Origin of the sequence: Pseudoalteromonas sp. CO109Y, assembly GCF_004208935.1 — a bacterium.
In the GTDB taxonomy this organism is placed as follows: domain Bacteria; phylum Pseudomonadota; class Gammaproteobacteria; order Enterobacterales; family Alteromonadaceae; genus Pseudoalteromonas; species Pseudoalteromonas shioyasakiensis.
Map to the genome: position 1 here is coordinate 109,483 of NZ_SGPD01000024.1, position 24,288 is coordinate 133,770.

The window sequence follows — 24,288 nt, forward strand, 5'->3', positions numbered from 1 at the left end:
AAATGGATATTACCGAATTATTGGCCTTTAGTGTGCAACACAAAGCCTCGGATTTACACTTGTCATCAGGCGTATCACCTATGATACGTGTTGATGGTGATGTGCGTCGTATTAATATTCCAGCATTAGAACAAAAAGATGTAAATAGTCTGGTATACGATATTATGAACGATAATCAGCGTAAGGACTACGAACAAAATCTCGAAGTGGATTTTTCTTTCGAAGTACCAAACCTTGCGCGTTTTCGTGTTAACGCATTTAATTCAAACCGTGGCCCTGCGGCGGTGTTTCGTACTATCCCAAGTGATGTTTTAACGCTGGATGATTTAGGTGCGCCTGATATTTTTAAAACTATTTCCGATAATCCACGTGGTTTGGTGCTAGTCACCGGGCCAACGGGTTCTGGTAAATCAACCACATTAGCGGCGATGGTTGATTATATTAACCAAAATAAGCATCACCATATTTTAACTATCGAAGATCCAATCGAATTCGTACACGAGAATAAGCTGAGCCTTATTAACCAGCGTGAAGTACATCGTGATACGCATAGCTTCTCTAATGCGCTTAGAAGTGCACTACGTGAAGATCCGGATGTAATCTTAGTGGGTGAGCTGCGTGACCTTGAAACAATTCGCTTAGCGATGACTGCGGCAGAAACAGGTCACTTGGTTTTTGGTACCTTGCATACTACCTCTGCACCAAAAACTATCGACCGTATCATTGACGTATTCCCAGGTGAAGAAAAAGACATGGTACGTTCAATGTTGTCAGAATCATTACGTGCCGTAATCTCGCAAACTTTACTTAAAAAAGTGGGCGGTGGCCGAGTTGCAGCTCACGAGATCATGATAGGTATTCCTGCAATCCGAAATCTGATCCGTGAAGATAAAATTGCACAAATGTATTCATCAATTCAAACCGGTGCATCGCATGGTATGCAGACCATGGATCAATGTTTAGCAAACTTAGTTAACTACGGCATTATTACAACCAATGATGCGCGAGCTAAAGCGCAAGATAAAACCCAATTTGGTGGTTAACGGAGCTATTTAAAATGTCTTTACCTTTAAATCATTTTTTACAAGTTATGATCGACAAAAAAGGCTCAGACTTGTTTGTTTCGAGCCAGCTGCCTGTCAGTGCAAAAGTAAACGGTGAATTAATACCTTTAAGCGATGAAAAACTCTCTGATGAGGATTCACTCGCTTTGGTCGAGTCAGCAATGAACGACAAACAGCGCAAAGAATTTCATGACAGTAAAGAATGTAACTTTGCAATTGCGACTGATGAAGGCCGTTTCCGTGTTTCTGCTTTTTGGCAGCGTGATAGAGCGGGTATGGTTATTCGCCGTATCGTGACGCAAATCCCAGATGTCAACGAACTAGGTTTGCCATCAACATTAACAGACGTGATTATGGCAAAACGTGGTTTAGTGCTGTTTGTAGGTGGTACAGGCACAGGTAAATCAACCTCGCTTGCTGCGCTGTTAGGTTATCGTAACCGCAATCAGCGTGGTCATATTCTTACCATTGAAGATCCTATCGAATTTGTTCACGAGCATCGTAAAAGCATCATTACCCAACGTGAAGTTGGTTTGGATACTGAAAGCTTTGAATCAGCTCTAAAAAGCTCGTTACGTCAAGCACCTGATGTGATCTTAATTGGTGAGATCCGTTCACAAGAAACCATGGAATACGCACTCAGCTTTGCCGAAACGGGTCACTTGTGTGTGGCGACACTGCATGCGAATAATGCCAACCAAGCCATTGACCGTATCATGCACTTAGTACCAAAAGAAAAGCACGATAAGTTAAAGTACGACTTAGCACTTAACCTTCGCGCCATTGTTGCGCAGCAGTTGGTGCCAACTTCCGATGGGGAAGGGCGTGTTGCTGCTATCGAGATTTTGCTTAATTCCCCCATGGTGGCAGAGCTCATCAAGCGTGGTGATATTGGCTCTATCAAAGAAACCATGGCTAAATCGAAAGAAATGGGCATGCAAACCTTTGATCAAGCCTTATTTGAGCTTTATAAACAGCGCCGTATTAACTACGCTGATGCGTTACACCATGCTGACTCGCCAAATGACTTACGCCTAATGATTAAGCTGCAAAACAATGAACAAAGTGGTGCGGGCTTCTTACAAGGCGTGACTATCGATGGTCTTGATGGAAAGAGTGACGAATAAATGTGTTTGCGAGTAAATTTAATCGGTTGGTTATTTTTATTGCTGAGTACCTTTCAGGTATATGGCAATGATAATAAAAGTGTGGTTATTTTTATTCGCGATGATGTTTATGACGATTACAGTCGCTTTTTGAATGGTCGCAAACCTCTTGAAGTTAAAGACTTCAGTGGTGCTTACATTCGCCGTGATGTGGTCGATATGATCATAGCTCAACAAGCACTGAGTTTAGGCGGTTTTACCAAGCCATTTCGTTATCACAAAGGCAATGTTAATTATCGCAATACCAAGCTGTTAGAAGATGGCCAGCTACTATTAAGCTTCGATAGTGTTTGGTCTGTTGATGCAAAGCAGCTTATTGATTCGGTATATATCTCTGACCCTGTGATTCGAAATGGTGAGTATTACGCGGGCATATTTACTTCACCGAACAATAAGAAAGTGCAGCAAGTAAAACAGCTTGCTGACTTTAAACAATTAACCGCAGTGTCAACGCCACGCTGGCAAACCGATTGGCAAACGTTATCTGCTCTGCCCTTAAAAGAGTTGCTCAGAGAAGATGAGTGGCTTGGGCAAGTCCGCACTGTATCGATGCAGTGGGTTGATTTTATGATGATGCCCTTAATGCCTAGCCTCAATAATCGATACACATTAGAAAACATTGAACTGGTAGCTGTGCCAAACCTAGTGCTCCAGCTTAATGATAGCCGTCATTTTATTATTTCGAAGAGTCACCCCGATGGAAAAGCGGCCTTTGTTGCAATTCAAAAAGGGCTTGCGCAGCTTCGTAAAACAGGCGCAATTGAAAAAGCCTACCGAGAGGCAGGCTTTATTCCAGATTTAAACAACTATACGGTGATTAATAAAGCGCCTTAGTCGCCATAAAACTGCTCAAAAAAGCTTTCTAAGATGATCACCGCTGACATATTATCAACATTACCTTTACCAAGGTTTCGGTAGCCACCTTGTTCAAATAAACGGGCTTTGGCATCTGCTGTTGTTAGTCGTTCGTCCTGCGTTTCAACCGGTATAGCAAAGTGGTTATGTAAGCGGTTAGCGAACTTCTTAGCTTTAAAGGTAACTTCTTGATTGGTGCCGTCCATATTAAGCGGTAAACCAACCACCATTAAATCTGGTTGCCACTCATCCACCTGTTTTTTAATAAGTTGCCAATCAGGGATCCCATCTCTCGCTTTTACAGCTTGTAAGCTTGATGCTGTTCCAGTGAGTTCTTGACCAATGGCAATACCAATACTTTTGGTGCCAAAGTCAAAACCCATTACGGTGCGTTCACCGAGTGGCTTAAAAGTTCGTTTTGTCATAGTCTTAAAATTTATAAATGTTAAGCGTGGCCAGCTTCAGAGCTTAATTGCCCGATATCAAAACCCAGCATAGAAACGGCTTTTTCCCAGCGTTTTTCAACGGGTGTGTTAAAGATGATCTCAGGATCTGCTTTGATAATTAACCATGAATTCTCTAGCAGTTCTTGCTCTAGCTGTCCTTGATCCCAACCAGCATAACCCAGTGTGATAATAAATTGTTCAGGTGCTTCACTCGTGGTTAGGCTTGCTAACACATCTTTTGAAGTGGTGATCATAATATCACTACTAAGTTTTTGACTCGCTGCATAACCTGGTTTTGGTGAGTGCAAAACAAATCCGCGATCGGTTTTTACAGGTCCGCCTGCGTACACAGCTAAACCTGCAGCTTGCTTGCTTTTGTCGTTATCAATTTCGATTTTATCGAGTAGCTCGCCCACGGTGATATTGATAGGCTGGTTAATTACCAAGCCCATCGCACCATCTTGATTGTGCTCACAAATGTAAGTGACAGCACGCTTAAAAAAAGGGTCTTGCATGCTCGGCATTGCGATTAAGAAGTGATTCTCTAATGACTGCATAGGTCGCCCCTTTTGTTGTTTAATTTAAGTATGGCTCAGTTTTCTTTCAATGGCATCAAATAAGTGACCAGTGATTGAAATGTCATAAGCGGCTTCAATCTCTTTTACACACGTTGGCGCAGTGACATTGATTTCAGTTAAACGGTCGCCAATGATATCTAGACCAACAAAAATAAGGCCTTTTTCTTTCAGTGTAGGTGCTACAGCCTCTGCAATTTTACGGTCTGAATCGCTAATCGGGCGTGCTTCACCTCTACCACCTGCTGCCAAGTTACCGCGCGTTTCGCCATTTTGTGGGATACGAGCTAGGCAATACGGCATTACTTCACCATCAACCACAAGTACGCGTTTATCGCCTTGCTTGATTTCAGGAATATAGTTTTGTGCCATTGCAAAACGACTACCATGTTCGGTTAGCGTTTCGCAGATCACACCAATATTGGCATCATCTTCTTTAACTCTAAAGATAGATGCACCACCCATACCATCTAGCGGTTTTAAAATAATATCTTTATGCTCAGCTAAAAATGCACGAATGTCAGCTTGGCTACGTGTTACTAAAGTATCTGGCGTATGTTCGCTAAACCAAGCTGTGAATAGCTTTTCGTTAGCATCGCGTAAGCTTTGCGGCTTATTGATTATAAGCGTGCCAGCTTGCTCAGCACGCTCTAAAATATAGGTAGCGTAGATGTACTCAGTATCAAAAGGCGGATCTTTACGCATTAAAATAACGTCTAAATCTGCTAAAGCAATGGTGGCTTTTTCTTCTAATTCATACCAGTGATTTACATCATCAAACACACGGGCTTTGGCGGCTGTTGCAAAGCCTTGACCTTGACGCAGAGAAAGGTCATCCATTTCCATGTAGTAAATTTCGTAACCGCGCTTTTGCGCTTCCATCATCATTGCAAAGCCAGTGTCTTTTTTAATATTAAAGCCACTAATTGGATCAGAGATTATGCCTAGCTTAATTGCCATATTTTTGCCTTAGAATCGTATGCCATACTATGTTTTGTTACTTTGATATATGGGTATTTTTACGGTTTTCAATTCGCTAAATCGCCAAACTGTAATTGTAAAGCGCTCAATACCGTCAGAGCGGCTGTTTCTGTTCTTAGAACACGTGGGCCTAAGCGAATATCAACAAAGTTTTGCTGTTTAGCAATGTCAATTTCTGCATCGGTAAATCCACCTTCTGGGCCGACTAAAAAGCGCACTCCTTCGTTTGGTACTTGAATAGTTTTAATACTGTGCTCAGCACGCGGGTGCAAAGTAAGTTTAATCGCCTCACTTGCTTGTTCTAGCCACTCTTTTATATCGATAGGAGGGTGTACAACAGGCACAAAATTACGGCCTGATTGCTCTGCAGCGGCAATTGCAATTTTTTGCCATTGTTGATGTTTTTTAGCAAGGCGATCGCCACTTAGTTTTACGCCACAACGTTGGCTAAAAATTGGGGTGATTTCTGTGATACCCAGTTCAACAGATTTTTGAATAGTGAAATCCATTTTATCGCCACGAGAAATGCCTTGGCCCAAGTGAATTTTTAAAGGCGATTCAACATCATGATCAACAAATTCCTGAGGCTCAACGACGACATTTTTTTTGCTGACTTCAATAATTTCACTGAGGTATTCACCTCCTTCACCATTAAAAATCGAAACCTTATCACCGACTTGCATACGCAATACACGGCCAACATGACCTGCTGCATCATCATCAAGTGCTACTGGGGTGTTTAAAGAAATCGCTGAAGGTTGGTAAATATGTGGAACTCGCATGGCTGTCACTTATCAATAAATTTAGCAATATGGTAAGTATACAGCGGCTTAGGTGCAATTATTTATTTGTTATTTAAATTCGTCTTTGGCACTTAAAACATCTGCAGTGGTTTCGGCAATCTCAGATTGGCAAGAAAGGTGGTTAATGTGAGCAGCATCCGGGCAAGGTGTAAAACTAAAGCTATGTCCATCTTGTTGCACTAAGTAACGTATTTTGTGCAGTGAGTTATAAATAAACTTTTGAGCATCATTCGCCAGCTGATAGTCGGTGTGATTAATCAGTACACCTTGAATATCGTGGTGTTCATGTAAATAGCTGGCGAGTTCTGAGACACTAATTTCATTACTAAAATCGCAATAGCAATAATCTTTAACGAGTTGATCAAACATGAGTTTAACCATATGGCGGCTATTAGCGCCAGCCACAACTAGAGTCGAATTTTCGGCATTTGCAAAGTAGTGCTGAGCAAATGCGCGGCTAAACTCATCATCTATATCAACTAATAAATAATTATTAACTTTAAAGGGCATAATGCCTCACGATTCAAATACTTCCGTATCAAATTGAAAACATACTTATTAGTAAATAGCCTATTGCACCGAAAACGGCAAACTCTATACAGGCTATGCCAATGTTATCTTGGTGATCTACTTCTAACGATGTGTCGATATTAGGTAGAGAGATATATTTTATAATGTAGCTCAAAATATATAACAATACCCACATTGCACCGCAATGAGATACTAGAGTGAATAAATTTTCTACCATCTTACCACTAATAAATGATGCACTGGCAAGACCAGCATAGCCCGCAAGTGCTAGGCCGATAGACTTACCCGCGTAGCGAATGCCAATAGAGGTATTTTCAAGGTTAAAGTTACTTTGTAGTGATGCACCTTGGTTGGCTTTTGCAAAGCGGTATTCACGAATTTTACTATCAAGGGCAAACATACCTTGCAGCACAAAAAAGCTCACAGTGGCGATCAATAAGCTGCTGTAACCTTGGGTATGGCACCAGTTATAAAGGCCAAGAGCGATAATGCAGTTAGCGATTAACATGCCTGAATCGACCAAGGCGGCGCAAACATTTTGTTTGAGTATGGCTGCTTCTTCATTAAAGCGATGCAAAATCCATTTACGATGAATTAAATGACCTATTTTTATAAAGGCAAATAACAGCACAATGAGTAAAAGTACTTTTAGCGGATTAGATTGGGCTGCACTTAAGCTAATTTCATCGAATATATAAGCGATGGTGGCTATAACGACCATAATTTCGCTGGCAAAGCTGATCCCCATGGCAAAGTTATCATGTTGCGCAAGCTCTTCTTTAAGCGCTTGTTTTGCTTTGATTTGCGTTAGAATACGTAGCAGTACTATAGTGACGCAAATTACAGCGAAACTAATAGCAATCGCGACTAAACTAGTGTTAGATAGTGATAAATATGACATGCAGGTCCCTGCTAAATAATTCTTTGATAATCATTCTAGTACGGTTATTGGCAAGTTAAAAGAGAGTATTTAATGAGTAATTTACACGCGCTTCCCGAGTCACTTCATCAGTTAGGCCAAACCCGCTTCGCGAGCTTGTATGAGGGGCAAACTGAGCAACAAAAAATTATTAACTTGCTGTCTTTAAGTGACTTTGCGTGGAACTGCTTACAATCTCAGCCTGATTTAAAAGACTGGTTACTTGATGATAAAGAGCTTGCTAATCGTGCAGTTGAAGCTCCGTTAAGTAATTCTGAAATCAATGAACTGGATGACAATGCTGCGCTGGCAAAGCTACGTTTGTATCGAGAAAAGTACTGGTTGAAGGTGGCTTTTCTTGATTTGTGCTGTGCAAACCCAATTGCCGATAGCATCGCTTATATCTCGGCCCTTGCAAACCAGCTTATCGATAGTGCTAATCAGTGGGCGTTTGCGCAGGTCGCAAAAGTCAGTGGTATGCCGCTTGATGATGACGGTAATGCAATGCCAATGTTAGTTTTAGGTATGGGCAAACTTGGTGGGGGAGAGCTTAACTACTCATCTGACATAGATTTAATTTTCTCTTATCCTCGCGATGTTGCAACGCAAGGGGGGCGCCGCTCCATTGAAGCCCAGGTGTTTTATACCAAAGTGGCGCAAAAGCTAATTATGGCGCTTAACCAAACCACGGTAAATGGCCAAGTATTTCGAGTCGATATGCGCCTGCGCCCATTTGGTGAAAGTGGGCCTTTGGTGATGAGCTTTCATGCAATGGAAGATTATTATCAAGAACAAGGACGTGAGTGGGAACGCTACGCCATGCTAAAAGGGCGATTAATTGGTACTGAAAACCGTTATTGGGATGAGTTTTATGAATTGCTACGGCCATTTGTGTACCGCCGCTATATAGATTTTTCGGTGATTGAATCGCTGCGCAAGATGAAGCAAATGATTGCCCAAGAGGTGCGCCGAAAGCGCCTTACAAACAATATTAAATTAGGTGCTGGCGGTATTCGAGAAGTAGAGTTTGTAGTACAAGCGCTGCAAATGGTTCGAGGCGGCCGTGAAGCTAACCTACAAACTCAGTCATTACTGGTTGCTTTAAAAGAGCTGGTTAACAACCAAGTGATGTCGAATAAAGAAGCTGAGTTATTAACACAAAACTATTTAGACTTACGACAAATTGAACAGTACCTGCAGATTTTCGATGATAAGCAAACGCAAACTTTGCCTGATGATGAGTTAAACCAGCAGCGTTTATGCTATTTGCTCAATAAAGATGATTTTGATCAGTGTTTAACTAGCATTGAGCAGACCATGTCTCAAGTCCATGGTGAGTTCGAACAAGTGATTGGCTTTGAAAGCGAAACAGCGGATCCGTGTGAAAGTGAGTACATTAGCGCTTGGGAAATGACAGATGTAAGCCTAATGTGTGAGCCGAATCTTGACTGGCAAGCGGCGCTTGAAGATTTTAAAGCGCGCTTAACTAAGGCGAAAATTGGCAGTCGAGGTCGTGATATCCTCGATAAATTAATGCCCCTTTTACTTAAACAGCTAACAGTTACAAAAGCCAGTAGCGATGCTTTTACCATGATCTGCCAAGTGCTGAACAAGATCATCTCACGAACTGCTTACCTAGAGCTGTTATACGAAAACCCAGGTGCCTTAAATCAACTGGTGGCACTTTGCTGCCATAGTAAATGGATTGGCGAACATATCTCTCGTTACCCAATTTTACTTGATGAGCTGATAGATCCGCAGGTGCTCTATAAACCAACGCCTTTATCTGCTTACAAAGATGAAATTAGGCAGTATTTCTTACGTATTGAGCATGGCGACTTAGAGCTGCAAATGGAAGCACTTCGTCAGTTTAAACAAACGCATCAGTTACGCATTGCAGCAGCCGATGCAACCGGTGTACTGAGTGTGATGAAGGTAAGTGATCATCTTACTGCGCTTGCTGAGGCTATTGTAGAGCAAGCGGTCAATATTGCATGGCATGCATGTGTTGAGCGCTTTGGTCGGCCAGCGAATACCTCAGATCAAGAAAAGGGCTTTGCGGTTATTGCTTACGGTAAAACTGGCGGCTTTGAAGTTGGCTACGATTCAGACTTAGATCTGGTATTTGTGCATAACCACGATGGCAGCAGTTATACCGATGGTGATAAGTCGATTGACTCGCGTCAGTTTTACTTAAAGCTTGCGCAGCGTTTAATGCATCTATTCAACACCCGAACTGCGTCAGGCATATTGTATGAGCTTGATACTCGTTTACGTCCTGAAGGGGCATCGGGTTTACTAGCTATTAATTTAGAAAGTTACTACCACTATCAGCAAACTCAAGCATGGACCTGGGAACATCAAGCTTTGGTTCGTTCACGCATGATTTATGGGCAAGATTCGTTGCGAGAGCGTTTTGCACAAATCCGCAAAGACGTTTTGTGCCAAGCCCGCGATAATGAGAAGCTAAAGACTGATGTCGTTGAGATGCGCGAAAAAATGCGTGCTCACCTTGCTAAAGGCAATGATGATCTGTTTGATTTAAAGCAAGATAGGGGCGGTATCACAGATATTGAGTTTATCACTCAGTACTTGGTGCTAAATAATGCTATGCAGCACTCTGAGCTAACGACCTGGTCCGACAATGTTCGTATTTTAGCTGATGCTGCACGTTTAGGCTGTATTACTGAGCAAATGCAGCAAGAATTAGTGGCTGCGTATATTGCCTATCGTTCACGTTATCATGTCATGAGTTTGAATCAGCAAGGGCGTTGTGCGCCTCGTGCTGAGTTAACTCAGCACATCGACTTAGTAAGTCAGGCGTGGCGGCAGGTGTTTTAGCTTTTTAAGCGACGGCAGTTTTCGCGCACATAAGCAGAGGGCAGCTCAGTGATAACCGCGGCTCTTTGCTTAAAGCAAAAATAGGTGTAAACCTCATTTTCGAAATCATCGTTGATGGCGCGGCCAACCTGATAAAGGGTTGAAACAAAGTTACTATCAACACGAAAATGATCTTTTACAACATAATCTTTGCTTAAATACCAGTACAGTACGATATCTTCGTGACGGGCATAGTCAGAGAGTACATCTTTTAAGGTGTTACCGTTTTCAAAGCGGCGCGGTTGAATATCACCAGTCCAGTTAGGTGATGAAGGCTCTACGACCTTTTCGCGTTCAAAAAGTGCGACATCTAAGCTGGTTTCTGGCGTAGGTAATTTAAGAACGTATTTATCGCGCTCATTATTCTTGTTATTTACTTGGTTACGTAGCGCCGCATAAAAGCGCGATAATCCTTGCGCTGCAGCATTTTTGGTATCTTTAATGTCCATTACTGGACCACTACCAAATAAAAAGTAAATAGCAGCAGCAATCAAAATAACAGCTAATGATAAATGCTTAACCCAAAACCACATTTCTAATACTCTTGTTGTTGATTAGCTTTATAAAACCATACAAACAGCAAAATGTCACTCTACTTGTAATAAGAAGGTGCATTCTTATCTGGGCGAGTTTTAAAGCGACGGTGAAGCCACATATACTGTTCAGGCGCTAAATCGATAGCTTGTTCCATACGCTGATTTACGTGGGTAACGTCTGCAAGGTCATCGCCACTTGGGAAGTTTTCAAGTGCAGGTAATACCTCTAGATGGTAGCGACCCTCTTCATCACGACGGCTCGTTAAGCTTACTGTTTCGCAGTTACGGCTACTTGAAAATAACAGCGTTCCTGTTGTTGTTGCTGCTTCTTTTACCGCATAAAAAGGCGCAAATTCGCAGCGGTTACGGCCGTAATCCTGATCTGGCAAATAGTAGCAAACCTTTTTATTTTTAAGTGCTTGCAGTAAGCCTTTAACATCTTTTTTGCCAATTAAGTATTCGTTAGAACGAAGACGACCGTTAGTCGTGAAATATTCCATTAAAGGGTTGTTATGCGGGCGATAAAAGCCAATACCTTGGTGTTTTACACCCATAATACGGCTCGCCATTTCTAGGTGTAAAAAGTGTGGCACAAGTAACAGCACACCTTTACCTGATTGCTGAGCTTTTTCAAAGTGTTCTAGGCCTTTAACAGAACCAAACACTTTATTGATTCGCCATTGGGGCCACCACCAAGCCATGCCGGTTTCCATCATTGCAATACCGGTATTTTCCATATTTTTACGAACTAATTCGCGTTGTTCATGCTCTGGCATATCAGGAAAACATAAACGGATATTTACCTCCGCGATGTGGCGACGACGTTTCATAAAACGGTGTACTAGACGACCAAGCAGTTTTCCAAGTGCTAATTGTAATTTATGTGGTAACCAAGAGATAAGATATAAAAAGAACACGCCAATCCAAGTTAACCAGTAACGAGGGCCTAAAAAAGACGCTTTAAAAGGAGAAGAACTAACCACAAAAAAATCTCTAAAAATAAAAAAGCTAGTTTAACTGTATGTCTATAAAAATACAAAAAAGCCAGCACGAGGCTGGCTTTACGATAAGGACTTTATAGAAGAAATGCTTAGATTTCTTTTAAACCTTGGTTAATTGCAACAAGGTCTTCGCTAGTTAGTGTACCAGCAGCTTGTTTCAAGCGAAGTGTTGAAACAACATAGCGGTAACGAACATTTGCTAAGTTACTTTTTGCATTGTAAAGGTTTTGCGTGCTGATCAGTACGTCTACGATAGTACGTGTACCAACTTCAAAGCCTGCTTCAGTTGCTTTAAGCGCACTTTCAGCAGAAACAACAGCTTGTTGTAGCGCTTTATAAGTAGCAATGTCAGACACTACTTGGTTGTACGATGTGATAACCGAGCGAGTTACTGCACGTAAGCTTGCTTCTAAATCTTCACTTGCCGCAACATAGAAAGCGCGTGCTTGATCTGTCGCTGCTGTTGTTGCACCACCTGAGTAAATAGGTAGGCTGAAGTTAACACCAATACTTGCACTGTCTTCGCGTGGTTGGTGTGAGTTGCTGTTTAGATCAGTTAAGCTGTCTCCGTATGAAGCGCTTAATGTTAGCTTCGGATAGTGACCAGCTTTTGCTAAATCGATTTGATCTTTAGCAATATCAACCGTTACTTTTGAAACTTGCAGATTTAAGTTTTGGTCTTTTGCAATTTCAATGTAGTCAGTTGACTGCTTTTTAGGTGCAACTGTTGAAAACGTTTCAGTATTCAACATGTCTAATTTCGCGTGGTATTTACCAGTGATTTCGCGAAGTTGCTCACGCGCTGTTTCAACACTGTTTTTAGCAACGATTTCTTGTGCAACAGAATTATCGTACTGAGCTTGCGCTTCGTGTACGTCAGTGATTGCAGTTAAACCTACCGCATAACGCTCTTTAGTTTGTTGTAATTGGCGCTCGATGGCACGTTTTTCTGCTTGAACAAACTCAAGGTTATCGATTGCACTTAGTACATTGAAGTAACCCTCAGCTACACGAACGATTAAGTCTTGGCGAGCAAAATCATACTGAGCGTTTGCTTGTAATGCTTGTTTATCTGCAATACCCAGTGAATTCCACGCACCTAAATCAAACAGTGTTTGGCTTAAGCTAATACCACGGCTAAATTCATCAGGGTCATAGTCATAACCTGTATAACCCGTTGCATCATTACCCTCGTAAAGATCTGATTTGGTTGATTGGTAACCAAGACTTAGACCAATTTGTGGTAATAGTGCACTTAACGCGCGATCGCTCTCATAGGCTTGTGCATCTGCTTGGGCTTTTGCTTTAAGTACGGTAGGATCGTTTGCTGTCGCAATCTCGTAAACTTGTAGTAAGTCTTCAGCATAACTAGCTGTTGCAGTCAGTGCGCTTGAAAAACCGATCAGCGCAGCGAGTAGTGTTTTTTTCATTGTTCGTTCAGTCCTTAGACAATTTTGTACTGTGACCATGGTACTCTTTTTTAATGAATAACCAAAAAAAAATTACGTAAATCTGCATGTCCAAGTGTAACAGAATATAATTGGCCGTAACATTTACTTAAAACGCAAAGGAAATAGTGAATGAAAATATCAGCAATCTCACAATTTAATCATGATGACATAGAGTTAAAGCCGATTGAGCGTGTTTATGATGGTTTCTTTAAAATTAATACTTACCGCTTTCATCATGCATTGTTTGCTGGTGGCAAATCAGTAGAAGTTAAACGCGAAATTTTAGAGCGCGGCCATGCTGTTGCTGTACTTCCTTATGACCCTGCGACTGACCAAGTTTTGTTAATCGAACAAATCAGAATCGGGGCACTCGCATCAAAACAGTCACCTTGGTTACTTGAGTGTATTGCAGGCATGGCAGATGGCAGTACTGATTATGAAGATGTAGCGAAGCGCGAAGCGTTCGAAGAAGCGGGAATTGAGCTTAACGAGCTAGAATTTATGATGTCGTATCTTTCAAGCCCCGGCGGCACCACTGAACGTTTGTATTTATATTTAGCGCGCACTGACTTAGCAGGGTATCAAGGCGGTATTTTTGGCCTTGATAATGAAGATGAAGATATCAAAACCCATGTAATGTCATACGATGAAGCTATGTTGCGCCTAGAACAGGGGGAAATTGATAATGCAGCGACAGTTATCTCATTACAGTGGTTAGCACTGAATAAGCAACGTATACTGTCTGATTGGAAAAACTCATAGGGGATTATTTTGTCGTACGTCAGTGCCCAGCAGCGTTATATTCAAAGCTTACCTAAGTACTTAACTTTGTGTGAGCATAATTACGTGCGTGCGCTCAAGCTATTACCTAATGAGCGCCGTATAGGTCAGGAACGAAAGGTACAATTAGGGCACAGCACTTTTGCGGTTAAAGTTGACGATACAGCAAAATACACCACAGATATTTCTATCAAACAAGAAGCCGGTCATTTACCTTCGGTTAAGCCATTGTATTTAACTGTGCGCATGTATCATGATGCGAAAGTCGCTGAAATTGTGCATCATGATTTTCATCAGCGCATCAAGCCTTCCTATGCTTACCCAAATCCGAATATGCATCAAAAAGATGAAAAATATCAGCTTAACGCCTTCTTATATGACTGGCTGGTGGCTTGTGTTGAAAACGGCCGAGCAGTTTTAAATTGGGATGTAAATAATGGCTTGGTTTAGTAACGCCTACCATTTTGATAAAACAGCACTGAAAGTTGCCCATATCACTGATTGCCACTTATCAAAAGACACAACGGGTGAATACTTTAACGTAAATACGGCAGCGTATTTTGGGCGTTGTTTACAGGCTATTGCTGAGCTCGATGTGGATTGTGTGGTATTTGGTGGTGATTTAACACAAGATCACAGCACGGAGTCTTACCAGCTTTTTGCTAAGTTAATAGCAGACTCAGCGCTGAGTTGTCCGGTGTTTTGGTTGCCGGGTAATCATGATGAACTCGTTGAATATGAAAAGCTTACAAGCCCGCAAATTTTAAACAATAAGCGCATTACCTTTTTAGGTGGGCAGTTGCTGTTGGCAAACTCAAAAGGCCCGACGCCAGCAGGTTGGGTAACACAAACGCATTTAGATGAATTAAGCCAAGCGGTAGGGCAGGTACCTAGCGTGGTGTTTTGTCATCATAACCCGCTGCCTATTCAAGCCTACTTAGATAAACATATGCTAGAAAATGGCCCACAGTTTTTAAATACCTGTGTTAATACTGAGCAGTGTGTGGGGGTATTTCATGGTCATGTGCATCATGAGTACACGCAAACCTACCGTAACCTTAGTGTGTATGCGACACCTGCCAGTTCAATACAGTTTACCAAACACACTATGGCGTGGCAGCAAGAGGATTTAGGCCCCGCATTTCGAATCATCGACTTAATAATTGATGAGCAACAAAACTTACTGTTAAGCACGGATGTAGTATGGCTAAACGAGTAATTTATATTCATGGCTTTAATAGCTCTGAGCAATCTTACAAAGCAGTTCGTTTTGGTGAGCACATGGCGCAATTTGATGTCGATTATCAGGTGCCGCGATTAACTCATGAGCCATTACATGCAATTTTACAATTAGAACAACTGCTAAATGATGATACTGTATTACTAGGTAGTTCATTAGGCGGTTTTTATGCGACCTATTTGTCGCAACGTTATTCGATCCCTGCAGTGGTTATTAACCCTGCGGTTCGCCCATTTGAGTTACTCGATAACTATTTAGGGGAAAACTATAACCCGTATCAAGACAGTCACTATGAACTTGGTACTCGTCACATGGATGCATTGCGCAGTTTATATTTGCCGCAATTAGACACCCCTTCATTGATTTATTTGCTACAGCAAACGGGCGATGAAGTACTACCGTTTCAGCAGGCGGTTAAATATTATTCTCAGTGTAAGCAACACGTTGAATTTGGAGGCGATCATAGTTTTATCGGCTTCGAACAAACCTTTGCAAGTATTGTAGATTTTCTTAAAATCACGTAAAACATAGCTAAGCGCATAAAAGATATAAAAACTATGAGTCAGCAAAATTATAACGCCGAAGCAATTGAAGTCTTAAACGGATTAGAGCCCGTAAAACGCCGCCCAGGTATGTATACCGACACGGTTCGACCTAATCATTTAGGTCAAGAAGTTATCGATAACAGTGTCGATGAAGCAATGGCAGGTCATGCCACTAAAATAGATGTCATCCTTCATGAAGATAACTCCCTTGAGGTTATCGATGATGGCCGTGGTATGCCGATTGATATTCACCCTGAAGAAGGTATTCCGGGGGTGGAACTTATTTTTACCAAGCTGCACGCCGGTGGTAAGTTCTCTAATAAAAACTATCAGTTTTCGGGTGGTTTACACGGTGTAGGTATTTCGGTTGTAAATGCGCTATCGACTCGTGTTGAAGTCACTGTGCGCCGTGATGCGCAGCAATTTCGTATGGCCTTTGAAAACGGTGACAAGGTTGAAGACTTAAACGTCATTGGCACTGTAGGTAAACGTAACACAGGTACAACCGTGCGTTTTTGGCCTGATGCTAGCTATTTTGACTCAGCTAACTTTTCTATCACTAAGCTTAATCACTTATTAAAAGCCAAAGCGGTATTATGCCCAGGCCTGCGCATTAAGTTTACTAATAAGCAAACCAAAGAAAGCCAAGAATGGTATTACGAAACAGGTTTAAAAGATTACCTAGTTGAAGCAGTTAAAGGTTTTGAAGTATTACCAAAAGAGCCGTTTATTGGTGACTTTTCAAGTTCAACAGAAGGCGCTGACTGGGCGGTTGTTTGGCTACCTGAAGGCGGTGAATCAATCGCTGAAAGTTATGTAAACTTAATCCCTACCGCGCAAGGCGGTACACATGTTAATGGTTTACGCCAAGGCTTGCTTGAAGCTATGCGTGAATTCTGCGAATTCAGAAACTTATTACCGCGTGGTGTAAAGTTAACGCCAGATGATATTTGGGAGCGCTGTAGCTACGTATTATCGGTTAAAATGCAAGACCCACAATTTGCAGGCCAAACAAAAGAGAAGCTTTCATCTCGCTCATGTGCTGCATTTGTATCTGGTGTAGTGAAAGACTCATTTAGTTTATGGTTAAACGAGCATACAGAAACGGCAGAATTATTAGCTGAGTTATGTATCTCAAATGCCCAGCGCCGTTTACGTGCTGCTAAAAAAGTTGTGCGTAAGCGTGTTACCTCAGGCCCTGCATTACCGGGTAAATTAACTGACTGTAGCGCCCAAGATAATGACCGTACTGAACTGTTTTTAGTAGAGGGTGACTCAGCGGGTGGCTCAGCAAAACAAGCTCGCGACCGTGAATTCCAAGCAATTATGCCGCTGCGCGGTAAAATCTTAAATACCTGGGAAGTTGAATCTGGGCAGATTTTAGCATCGCAAGAGGTGCATGATATTTCTGTCGCTTTGGGTATTGACCCTGATTCAAGTGATTTATCTGGTCTGCGTTATAACAAAATATGTATCTTGGCCGATGCTGACTCGGATGGATTGCACATTGCTACCTTGCTTTGTGCGCTGTTTGTTCGCCACTTTCCATCGCTTATCAAACAAGGCCATGTGTATGTAGCTATGCCGCCGCTATTTCGTATCGACATTGGTAAAGAGGTTTACTACGCCCTTGATGAAGACGAAAAGAACGGTATTTTAGCGCGCATTGAAGCTGAGAAAAAACGCGGTAAAGTCAATGTACAGCGTTTCAAAGGCTTAGGTGAAATGAACCCATTGCAATTACGCGAAACCACCATGGATCCTAATACGCGTCGTTTAGTGCAATTAACCTTAGACGAAGAAGAGCAAACCATGGAAATGATGGATATGCTACTTGCGAAGAAACGTTCGTCAGACCGTCGCCAATGGTTAGAAGATCACGGTAACCGCGCAGAAGTTTAATAAAGGGTGTAGCAACCTAGTTGCTAGCAAAGAATTAAAGGGCAAGACAAAAATGAAAAAACTACTGACCTCATTATTATCGCTGAGCTTGTTATCAGCGCCTGTAATGGCAAAAGATATTCTTGATAAATTAACAGTTGCTGATGGATTTTCTATAAGCCTGTTTGCCGATGATGTTGAAAACGCGCGTCAAATCGCGGTATCAAAAAGAGGCATTGTTTACGCAGGTTCGCGTAAAGCAGGCAATGTTTATGCACTGATTGACCATAACAGTGATGGTGTAGCAGATAAAAAGATTGTGATTGCTACTGGCCTTGAAATGCCATCAGGTTTAGCAATTAAAGATGGTGATTTATATGTGGCTGAAGTGTCACGTATCATTCGTTTTAAAGACGTAGATAAAAACCTAAAAGATCCTAAATTTGACGTGGTATACGACAAGTTTCCGACTGATCGTCACCATGGTTGGAAGTTTATTAGTTTTGCGCCAACCGGTGAGCTAATTGTGCCAGTGGGTGTACCATGTAACATTTGTGCGGAAGACGACAAATATGGCCGTATCTTCTCGTTAGATGTGGATACAAAAGAAATTAAAACCATCGCCAAAGGTGTTCGTAACTCAGTTGGTTTTGATTATCACCCAACAACGAATGCATTTTGGTTTAGTGATAACGGCCGTGACATGATGGGCGATGACATGCCACCTTGTGAAATTAACCGTGTTGGTGAAGGTGAAGAGGGCGCGCATTATGGTTTCCCTTATGTTCACGCTGGGGCGATTTTAGACCCTGAGTTTGGCAAAGGTAAAAGTATTGCTGACTACAAATCGCCAGCCCTTGCACTTGGTGCTCATGTTGCTCCTCTAGGTATTCATTTTTATAACGGTAAGCAGTTCCCTGCTAAATACAAAGAGCAGCTTTTTGTTGCTGAGCATGGTTCGTGGAACCGTAGTAAAAAATCAGGCTATAAAGTGATGCTAGCAAATGTTGAACAAGGTCGTATTACTAATTACACCCCGTTCATCACAGGCTTTATGCAAAACGAAGAAACATTTGGTCGCCCGGTTGCATTTGCAGAACTTGCAGATGGCAGCTTATTGATCTCAGACGACTTTGCTAATGTGATCTATCGCGTTAGTGCTAAGAAAAAATAGGTAAGCGTTAATGAGTGATACAGATACCTTGCTGATGCAAGGCGTAGAACAACAAACAATGGGGCGCTTTACTGAAGACGCCTACTTAAACTACTCAATGTACGTCATCATGGACCGTGCTTTACCTCATGTAGGTGATGGTCTTAAGCCTGTACAGCGTCGTATCATCTATGCAATGAGCGAGCTGGGGCTATCGGCGCAAGCAAAATATAAAAAATCAGCCCGTACCGTGGGTGATGTACTGGGTAAATACCACCCCCATGGCGATAGTGCTTGTTACGAAGCGATGGTGTTAATGGCGCAGCCGTTTTCTTACCGCTACCCGCTGGTGGACGGTCAAGGTAACTGGGGTGCAGCCGATGACCCTAAATCATTTGCTGCAATGCGTTACACCGAAGCGCGTTTATCTAAGTTCTCAGAAGTTCTACTAAAAGAACTGGGTCAAGGCACTGTCGATTGGACCGCAAACTTTGACGGTACACTTGATGAGCCAATGGTGTTACCTGCGCGTTTACCACACATCTTACTTAATGGTGTAACGGGGATTGCAGTAGGTATGGCAACCGATATTCCACCACACAATGTGCGTGAAGTTGCTAGTGCCTGTTGTTTATTACTTGATAAGCCAAAGACAGAAATCGAAGAGTTGCTTGAGTTAGTGCATGCGCCTGACTACCCAACAGAAGCTGAGATCATCACACCGAAAGACGATATTCGTAAGATTTATCAAACCGGACGTGGCTCTATCAAGATGCGTGCAATTTACACTGAAGAGCAAGGTGATATAGTGATCACCGCGCTGCCTCATCAGTGTTCAGGTGCAAAAGTACTTGAGCAAATTGCAGCGCAGATGAATGCTAAAAAATTGCCAATGGTTGCTGATTTACGTGACGAATCTGATCACGAAAACCCAACTCGTATCGTGATTGTACCGCGCTCAAACCGCATTAAAGCTGAGCCATTAATGGCACACTTATTTGCAACTACAGATTTAGAAAAGAACTACCGCGTAAACTTAAACATGCTTGGCCTTGATGGTCGTCCGCAAGTTAAAGATTTACGTAGTATTTTAACCGAGTGGTTAACGTTCCGCCGTGAAACAGTTCGCCGCCGCTTACAGCACCGTTTAGATAAAGTGTTAGCTCGCTTACATATTTTAGAAGGTTTATTAACGGCCTTTTTAAATATTGATGAAGTTATCGAAATTATCCGTACTGAAGATAAACCAAAGCCTGTATTAATGGAGCGTTTTGGTTTAACTGATATTCAAGCGGAAGCGATTTTAGAGTTAAAACTACGTCATTTAGCAAAACTTGAAGAGTTCAAGATTAAAGGTGAGCAGGATGAGCTTGCTCTTGAGCGTGACAAGCTAGAGCAAACGCTTGGTTCAGAGCGTCGTATGTCGACCTTGATGAAAAAAGAAATTCAAGAAGCGGCTGAAATGTATGGCGATGATCGTCGCTCACCAGTTGTTGAACGTGTTGAAGCGAAAGCGTTAAGTGAAAAAGACCTTATCCCCTCAGAGTCAGTGACCGTTGTGCTATCTGAAAAAGGGTGGGCACGTGTTGGTAAAGGCCATGATTTAGATGTTGAAGGGCTAAGTTATAAGTCAGGCGACAGCTATAAAGCCTCAGCGCGAGGTAAAAGTAACCAGCCTGCAGTGTTCTTAGACTCAAGTGGTCGTGCTTTTGCTACTGATGCACACAGTTTACCTTCAGCTCGAAGCCAAGGTGAGCCAATGACAGGGCGCTTTAACCTAAGCGCAGGAGCCAACTTTGAGCATGTGGTGATGGCAGAAGACAACCAAGTGTTGTTAATGGCCTCAGATGCAGGTTATGGCTTTATAAGCGACTTTAAAGATCTGGTGAGTAAAAACAAAAACGGTAAAGCGCTGGTCAGTGTTCCTAAAGGCGGTGAATTACTCGCGCCAATTAGAGTAACTGATGTAGCAACAGATTACTGTATGGCAATTTCTAACGAAGGCCGCATGTTGTTATTCCCACTGCGTGATTTACCTAAACTTAGTAAGGGTAAAGGAAATAAGATTATTTCTATCCCAAGTGCGAAAGTGCAAGCCCGTGAAGAGTTTGTAAAAGTACTGGCTGTGGTGCCTGCGGGCAGTAGCGTAACCCTGCATGCAGGTAAACGAAAACTGACACTGAAACCGACTGATCTTGAGCATTATCATGGTGAACGCGGTAGACGTGGTAACAAATTACCCCGTGGTCTGCAGCGAGTTGATGAGGCTGTAGTCGAAGTGACTCAAACAGATGATAGTGATGAGTCGCCAAGCGAAGTAACAGAGTAAAAACCAGAGGCCTGCAATTGCAGGCCTTTTTATTGTTAAAACGTTATGAAATTTTAAGCGTACACATGTGCGCTTAAAGCTATGGAAATGGTATTTTTCACGTTATAATGCGCGCTGATTAGTACGAGGAGAATTCGTTTGTTAGCTATTTTTCGCATAATTTTCATGGCGTTATTCATTGTTTTAAGCTGTGTTTTTGGGCTGCTTTTATGCATCGTTAAGCCGTTTCATACTAATAACGTGCATATTATTGCGGGTTGGTTTTGCAAGGTAGCTAAACTTTTAGGTGTCAAACTAGAGCTTAAATATCACGAGACTCCAAAAAATATTGGCCCCGCTGTCTATGTAGCAAATCATCAAAATAACTATGACCTATTCACTTTACCTGCCATGGTGCCGGAGAACTGCGTAAGCCTAGGTAAAAAAAGCCTCAAATGGATCCCGTTTTTTGGTCAGCTGTATTGGTTATCGGGAAATATCTTAATTGACCGCGCTAACCGTTCAAAAGCAGCAGGCACAATTTCTAAATCAGCTGAGAAAATAAAACAAAAAGGTCTATCGGTTTGGATGTTTCCTGAGGGTACGCGAAGCTATGGTCGTGGTTTATTGCCTTTTAAAACAGGGGCATTTCACACAGCAATGAGTGCTGATGTGCCAGTAGTGCCAGTTTGTATGAGTACAACGCACAAAACTATTAAGCTAAATCGCTGGGATAATGGTACAATTTACCTCGAAATGTTAGCGCCGATTTATCTTGATAAAGACGTATCTGCTCGTGACCATGCTTCACATGTTCATCAGATTATGGCTGCTAAAATAACTGAATTAGATGCTCAAGTGAGAAACAAATAATGGAAAATTGGCGCGAAATTACTGAAGACATCGTTACTTCATTACTTGAAGATGGCTCAGATCCTGAAGTACTTTATGAAGTGGAACACCACTTTGTTAGCGAAAATTTTGAAAAGTTAGAGCAAGCCGCTTTAGCCGCTTTTAAACTAGGTTACGATGTTGAAGAACCTGCAGAACTTGAGCTAGAAGACGGCGAGAAAGTGTGGAGCTTTGACGTGGTTGTTGAGTGTGAACTTGAAGTAGAAGCGATTATGGAAGACGTAGACAAGCTAGAAGCGCTTGCTCAGCAAACTGACGTTGAATACGACGGCTGGGGCACTTACTTTCAGGAATAAATAGCTAGAGAGCTGTCAGCTATCAGCCGTCAGCTTTCAGGGATAAAGTTAGCGAGTTGCTACTTTCTAACTTTACTTTTTCTAACTTTCCCCTTTCTAACTTTCCCCTTTCTAACTCCGTAACTCATACCTATTTCGTATTCGCTACCCAATCTATAGACATTTGTAATCAATTAGCGATAATAAAAAACTCGATGTTTTTATGCGCTAAGCTCACATATGCTTATTACCTTACCCATTGCCGAACTTGTACCAGGGATGTTTGTTGACAGTGTCAGTAAGCAACAAGAGCATGTAAATAGTATTAAAATCAAAACACGTGGTTTAGTGCGTGATAAAACGATTATTCAACGCCTTATCTCTGAGGGGGTTGAAGAGCTACTCATCGACTTTACACAAAGCGATGTTGCACTCCCTAAAAAATACCAACCAAAGCCTGAACCGGCTAAACCTAAGGTTGAACAAAAGCCTGCAGCTAACGAAGCACCACAAGGGATCACGGTTCAACAAGAGTTTTTAAAAGCCAGCGTGCATTACGAGCAGCACAGCCGAAAACTGCAAGGTTTCTACTCAGATATCACATCGGGTTTAAAGATGAATGTAGCTGTGCTTGATGATATCGCCGTTGATATAGTCAGCTCGGTATTTCGTAATCACAATGCCTTAACTATTTTAACTCGCCTTAAAGATAAACATATTTATAACTGGCGGCACATGATCAACACCGCTATTTTGGTGAGTGTGTTTGCTAAGTACCTAGGTTACAAAGAAAAGACAATTAAAGAGCTGGCAATGGGTGCATTGATGCACGATATCGGTCAGGCGAAAATGCCACAAGGTGTATTGTCAAAACCAAGCGCTTTGAACGACAACGAAATGCAAGTTGTTAAAAAGCATGTGGCGCAGAGTTTAGGTTTGGTGAAAGGTGAAAAGGGCATTACGCCGTTAATGCTCGATATGATAGTGAATCACCATGAGCGTTTAGATGGTACAGGCTACCCTCGCGGTATTGCAGCTGAAAAGCTGAGCCGTGCAGCCCGTATGATGGCAATCGTCGATGTTTATGATGCAATGACTGCAGACAGGCCTCATCAAATGGGTGAAGAGCCAATCTCAGCGCTGCGTTATTTACTTGCCAATAAGCAATTGTTTGACTCTGAGTTGGTGCAACGCTTTATTAAATGCCTAGGGGTTCACCCTGTTGGTACGATTGTGAAGTTGAATAATGAGCGCTTGGCGTTAGTGATGGAAGGTAACCACGAAAACCCAATTAAGCCGAAAATAAAGATCTTCTATAATGCCAAGCATAAGCATCATATTACTGCCAAAGATGTCGATTTAAGTGTAGAAAAAGAACTAAAAATTATCGCGAGCATTAAGCCTCTAGATTATCAGCTTAATTTGGCTCGTTTGTTAAAAGAGCATCTGCTTGTTTAGACTTAACACAGCGTTTTTTGGCACTGCGTTTTGCTGATATAAATGCACCACTAAAACAACTCGTCATTAATACCAACCACAGCAATGTGCCTTTTTCGACATGTAAGGCCAAACAACATAACAGTAGTGATAAAACAGCACTCAGCATGGCGCCTAGCCAATAGTGATTAACTGGGTTATCGCAATCACCTGCTTTAGTGCACGCGCAATAGTTTGCTTTACAAAAATAATGAACACTCACACCGCATAACATCAGTGCCGCAATAATCAATGCGATTTCCATACTCAAACTCAACAGTAAAACCTTTATTTTTAGTCTAAAGGGACAAGAAATAGATGTCAATGCAAATGATAATTACTACTGTTTGTTGTTTTTGTAATCAGAGCTCTGATGAGTTTTAATAAGTTGTTATCTTGTTGTTAAAATGCGGGTTTTTTACCTATTTCTAACGAAAAATTACAGTTTTTTGATCTTAATTAAGGTAATGTTCGAAAGTTTGTAATCATTAGAATAAAACATCTAATACC

General features: G+C 41.9%; 24 protein-coding genes. 14 read left to right on the forward strand and 10 right to left on the reverse strand.

What is annotated here, in order from left to right:
• Positions 1 to 2: 2 nt before the first annotated feature.
• The 3 genes from EXT43_RS09195 to EXT43_RS09205 are packed head-to-tail and all read left to right on the forward strand — an operon-like array spanning position 3 to position 3,064.
• Positions 3 to 1,043 (forward strand): type IV pilus twitching motility protein PilT, encoded by a 1,041-nt coding sequence (locus EXT43_RS09195; RefSeq protein ID WP_054562740.1) that lies wholly within the window; start codon positions 3 to 5, stop codon positions 1,041 to 1,043.
• Positions 1,044 to 1,057: 14 nt separating this feature from the next.
• On the forward strand, positions 1,058 to 2,191 hold the full coding sequence (locus tag EXT43_RS09200) for a PilT/PilU family type 4a pilus ATPase (protein ID WP_054562739.1): 1,134 nt from the start codon (positions 1,058 to 1,060) through the stop codon (positions 2,189 to 2,191).
• On the forward strand, positions 2,192 to 3,064 hold the full coding sequence (locus EXT43_RS09205) for a hypothetical protein (protein ID WP_240701483.1): 873 nt from the start codon (positions 2,192 to 2,194) through the stop codon (positions 3,062 to 3,064).
• Here the strand turns inward: EXT43_RS09205 and ruvX are convergent.
• The 6 genes from ruvX to EXT43_RS09235 form a co-directional block, all read right to left on the reverse strand.
• Positions 3,061 to 3,510 (reverse strand): Holliday junction resolvase RuvX, encoded by a 450-nt coding sequence (ruvX, locus tag EXT43_RS09210; protein WP_054562738.1) that lies wholly within the window; start codon positions 3,508 to 3,510, stop codon positions 3,061 to 3,063. The two genes, EXT43_RS09205 and ruvX, sit on opposite strands and share 4 nt — an antisense overlap.
• A 20-nt stretch (positions 3,511 to 3,530) precedes the next feature.
• On the reverse strand, positions 3,531 to 4,088 hold the full coding sequence (locus EXT43_RS09215) for a YqgE/AlgH family protein (RefSeq protein WP_054562737.1): 558 nt from the start codon (positions 4,086 to 4,088) through the stop codon (positions 3,531 to 3,533).
• A 24-nt stretch (positions 4,089 to 4,112) separates the two neighbouring features.
• Positions 4,113 to 5,066: a glutathione synthase gene (gene gshB / locus EXT43_RS09220; protein ID WP_062566130.1), complete on the reverse strand. Its 954-nt coding sequence runs from the start codon at positions 5,064 to 5,066 to the stop codon at positions 4,113 to 4,115.
• A 68-nt stretch (positions 5,067 to 5,134) separates the two neighbouring features.
• Complete coding sequence (gene rsmE, locus EXT43_RS09225; RefSeq protein ID WP_130166815.1) at positions 5,135 to 5,869, reverse strand: 16S rRNA (uracil(1498)-N(3))-methyltransferase; 735 nt, start codon at positions 5,867 to 5,869, stop codon at positions 5,135 to 5,137.
• A 69-nt stretch (positions 5,870 to 5,938) separates the two neighbouring features.
• Entirely contained in the window at positions 5,939 to 6,400 is a 462-nt protein-coding gene (locus tag EXT43_RS09230; protein WP_058586585.1) for a hypothetical protein, read from the reverse strand.
• Positions 6,401 to 6,428: 28 nt separating this feature from the next.
• Complete coding sequence (locus EXT43_RS09235) at positions 6,429 to 7,322, reverse strand: hypothetical protein (protein ID WP_054562733.1); 894 nt, start codon at positions 7,320 to 7,322, stop codon at positions 6,429 to 6,431.
• Positions 7,323 to 7,394: 72 nt separating this feature from the next.
• Here EXT43_RS09235 and glnE point away from each other — a divergent pair, with 72 nt between their 5' ends.
• Positions 7,395 to 10,181: a bifunctional [glutamate--ammonia ligase]-adenylyl-L-tyrosine phosphorylase/[glutamate--ammonia-ligase] adenylyltransferase gene (glnE, locus tag EXT43_RS09240; protein ID WP_130166816.1), complete on the forward strand. Its 2,787-nt coding sequence runs from the start codon at positions 7,395 to 7,397 to the stop codon at positions 10,179 to 10,181.
• Here the strand turns inward: glnE and EXT43_RS09245 are convergent.
• The 3 genes from EXT43_RS09245 to tolC all read right to left on the reverse strand — a co-directional run bounded on the left by EXT43_RS09245 (position 10,178) and on the right by tolC (position 13,187).
• The gene (locus EXT43_RS09245; RefSeq protein WP_054562731.1) at positions 10,178 to 10,753 is read right to left on the reverse strand and encodes a TcpQ domain-containing protein; all 576 of its coding nucleotides are present in this window, start codon (positions 10,751 to 10,753) and stop codon (positions 10,178 to 10,180) included. The two genes, glnE and EXT43_RS09245, sit on opposite strands and share 4 nt — an antisense overlap.
• A 59-nt stretch (positions 10,754 to 10,812) precedes the next feature.
• Positions 10,813 to 11,739 (reverse strand): LpxL/LpxP family Kdo(2)-lipid IV(A) lauroyl/palmitoleoyl acyltransferase, encoded by a 927-nt coding sequence (lpxL, locus tag EXT43_RS09250; RefSeq protein WP_054562730.1) that lies wholly within the window; start codon positions 11,737 to 11,739, stop codon positions 10,813 to 10,815.
• Between the two features lie 107 nt (positions 11,740 to 11,846).
• On the reverse strand, positions 11,847 to 13,187 hold the full coding sequence (gene tolC, locus EXT43_RS09255) for an outer membrane channel protein TolC (protein WP_062566126.1): 1,341 nt from the start codon (positions 13,185 to 13,187) through the stop codon (positions 11,847 to 11,849).
• 150 nt (positions 13,188 to 13,337) lie between these two features.
• On the opposite strand from tolC, the gene EXT43_RS09260 reads away from it, so the two are divergent.
• The 10 genes from EXT43_RS09260 to EXT43_RS09305 all read left to right on the forward strand — a co-directional run bounded on the left by EXT43_RS09260 (position 13,338) and on the right by EXT43_RS09305 (position 23,760).
• Positions 13,338 to 13,970: an NUDIX domain-containing protein gene (locus EXT43_RS09260; protein ID WP_055197686.1), complete on the forward strand. Its 633-nt coding sequence runs from the start codon at positions 13,338 to 13,340 to the stop codon at positions 13,968 to 13,970.
• Positions 13,971 to 13,979: 9 nt separating this feature from the next.
• Complete coding sequence (locus EXT43_RS09265) at positions 13,980 to 14,438, forward strand: DUF1249 domain-containing protein (protein ID WP_054562727.1); 459 nt, start codon at positions 13,980 to 13,982, stop codon at positions 14,436 to 14,438.
• Positions 14,425 to 15,207, forward strand: coding sequence for a metallophosphoesterase (locus tag EXT43_RS09270; RefSeq protein ID WP_130166817.1), 783 nt, complete (start codon positions 14,425 to 14,427; stop codon positions 15,205 to 15,207). Before EXT43_RS09265 ends, EXT43_RS09270 begins: the two co-directional genes overlap by 14 nt.
• Positions 15,192 to 15,752 carry a YqiA/YcfP family alpha/beta fold hydrolase gene (locus EXT43_RS09275; protein ID WP_055021196.1) on the forward strand — a complete coding sequence of 187 codons (561 nt, stop codon included), beginning with the start codon at positions 15,192 to 15,194 and terminating at the stop codon, positions 15,750 to 15,752. Before EXT43_RS09270 ends, EXT43_RS09275 begins: the two co-directional genes overlap by 16 nt.
• Before the next feature lie 33 nt (positions 15,753 to 15,785).
• Positions 15,786 to 17,675, forward strand: coding sequence for a DNA topoisomerase IV subunit B (gene parE, locus EXT43_RS09280; protein WP_054552648.1), 1,890 nt, complete (start codon positions 15,786 to 15,788; stop codon positions 17,673 to 17,675).
• Positions 17,676 to 17,727: 52 nt separating this feature from the next.
• On the forward strand, positions 17,728 to 18,828 hold the full coding sequence (locus EXT43_RS09285; protein ID WP_058586580.1) for a PQQ-dependent sugar dehydrogenase: 1,101 nt from the start codon (positions 17,728 to 17,730) through the stop codon (positions 18,826 to 18,828).
• Positions 18,829 to 18,838: 10 nt separating this feature from the next.
• On the forward strand, positions 18,839 to 21,136 hold the full coding sequence (parC, locus tag EXT43_RS09290) for a DNA topoisomerase IV subunit A (protein ID WP_062566124.1): 2,298 nt from the start codon (positions 18,839 to 18,841) through the stop codon (positions 21,134 to 21,136).
• Positions 21,137 to 21,274: 138 nt separating this feature from the next.
• Positions 21,275 to 21,988: a 1-acylglycerol-3-phosphate O-acyltransferase gene (locus tag EXT43_RS09295; protein ID WP_062566123.1), complete on the forward strand. Its 714-nt coding sequence runs from the start codon at positions 21,275 to 21,277 to the stop codon at positions 21,986 to 21,988.
• Positions 21,988 to 22,323, forward strand: a complete 336-nt coding sequence (gene rraB, locus EXT43_RS09300; RefSeq protein ID WP_054562721.1) for a ribonuclease E inhibitor RraB — start codon at positions 21,988 to 21,990, stop codon at positions 22,321 to 22,323. The genes EXT43_RS09295 and rraB overlap by 1 nt, the downstream gene beginning before the upstream one ends.
• A gap of 219 nt (positions 22,324 to 22,542) precedes the next feature.
• Entirely contained in the window at positions 22,543 to 23,760 is a 1,218-nt protein-coding gene (locus EXT43_RS09305) for an HD-GYP domain-containing protein (protein ID WP_054562720.1), read from the forward strand.
• Here the strand turns inward: EXT43_RS09305 and EXT43_RS09310 are convergent.
• On the reverse strand, positions 23,720 to 24,043 hold the full coding sequence (locus tag EXT43_RS09310; RefSeq protein WP_130166818.1) for a hypothetical protein: 324 nt from the start codon (positions 24,041 to 24,043) through the stop codon (positions 23,720 to 23,722). The genes EXT43_RS09305 and EXT43_RS09310 overlap by 41 nt on opposite strands.
• Positions 24,044 to 24,288: the final 245 nt, after the last annotated feature.

Coding starts and splice junctions, on each gene's coding strand:
- EXT43_RS09195 (WP_054562740.1), top strand. CDS start 3: ATGGATATTACCGAATTATTGGCCTTTAGTGTGCAACACAAAGCCTCG.
- EXT43_RS09200 (WP_054562739.1), top strand. CDS start 1,058: ATGTCTTTACCTTTAAATCATTTTTTACAAGTTATGATCGACAAAAAA.
- EXT43_RS09205 (WP_240701483.1), top strand. CDS start 2,192: ATGTGTTTGCGAGTAAATTTAATCGGTTGGTTATTTTTATTGCTGAGT.
- ruvX (WP_054562738.1), bottom strand. CDS start 3,510: ATGACAAAACGAACTTTTAAGCCACTCGGTGAACGCACCGTAATGGGT.
- EXT43_RS09215 (WP_054562737.1), bottom strand. CDS start 4,088: ATGCAGTCATTAGAGAATCACTTCTTAATCGCAATGCCGAGCATGCAA.
- gshB (WP_062566130.1), bottom strand. CDS start 5,066: ATGGCAATTAAGCTAGGCATAATCTCTGATCCAATTAGTGGCTTTAAT.
- rsmE (WP_130166815.1), bottom strand. CDS start 5,869: ATGCGAGTTCCACATATTTACCAACCTTCAGCGATTTCTTTAAACACC.
- EXT43_RS09230 (WP_058586585.1), bottom strand. CDS start 6,400: ATGCCCTTTAAAGTTAATAATTATTTATTAGTTGATATAGATGATGAG.
- EXT43_RS09235 (WP_054562733.1), bottom strand. CDS start 7,322: ATGTCATATTTATCACTATCTAACACTAGTTTAGTCGCGATTGCTATT.
- glnE (WP_130166816.1), top strand. CDS start 7,395: ATGAGTAATTTACACGCGCTTCCCGAGTCACTTCATCAGTTAGGCCAA.
- EXT43_RS09245 (WP_054562731.1), bottom strand. CDS start 10,753: ATGTGGTTTTGGGTTAAGCATTTATCATTAGCTGTTATTTTGATTGCT.
- tolC (WP_062566126.1), bottom strand. CDS start 13,187: ATGAAAAAAACACTACTCGCTGCGCTGATCGGTTTTTCAAGCGCACTG.
- EXT43_RS09260 (WP_055197686.1), top strand. CDS start 13,338: ATGAAAATATCAGCAATCTCACAATTTAATCATGATGACATAGAGTTA.
- EXT43_RS09270 (WP_130166817.1), top strand. CDS start 14,425: ATGGCTTGGTTTAGTAACGCCTACCATTTTGATAAAACAGCACTGAAA.
- EXT43_RS09275 (WP_055021196.1), top strand. CDS start 15,192: ATGGCTAAACGAGTAATTTATATTCATGGCTTTAATAGCTCTGAGCAA.
- parE (WP_054552648.1), top strand. CDS start 15,786: ATGAGTCAGCAAAATTATAACGCCGAAGCAATTGAAGTCTTAAACGGA.
- EXT43_RS09285 (WP_058586580.1), top strand. CDS start 17,728: ATGAAAAAACTACTGACCTCATTATTATCGCTGAGCTTGTTATCAGCG.
- parC (WP_062566124.1), top strand. CDS start 18,839: ATGAGTGATACAGATACCTTGCTGATGCAAGGCGTAGAACAACAAACA.
- rraB (WP_054562721.1), top strand. CDS start 21,988: ATGGAAAATTGGCGCGAAATTACTGAAGACATCGTTACTTCATTACTT.
- EXT43_RS09305 (WP_054562720.1), top strand. CDS start 22,543: ATGCTTATTACCTTACCCATTGCCGAACTTGTACCAGGGATGTTTGTT.
- EXT43_RS09310 (WP_130166818.1), bottom strand. CDS start 24,043: ATGGAAATCGCATTGATTATTGCGGCACTGATGTTATGCGGTGTGAGT.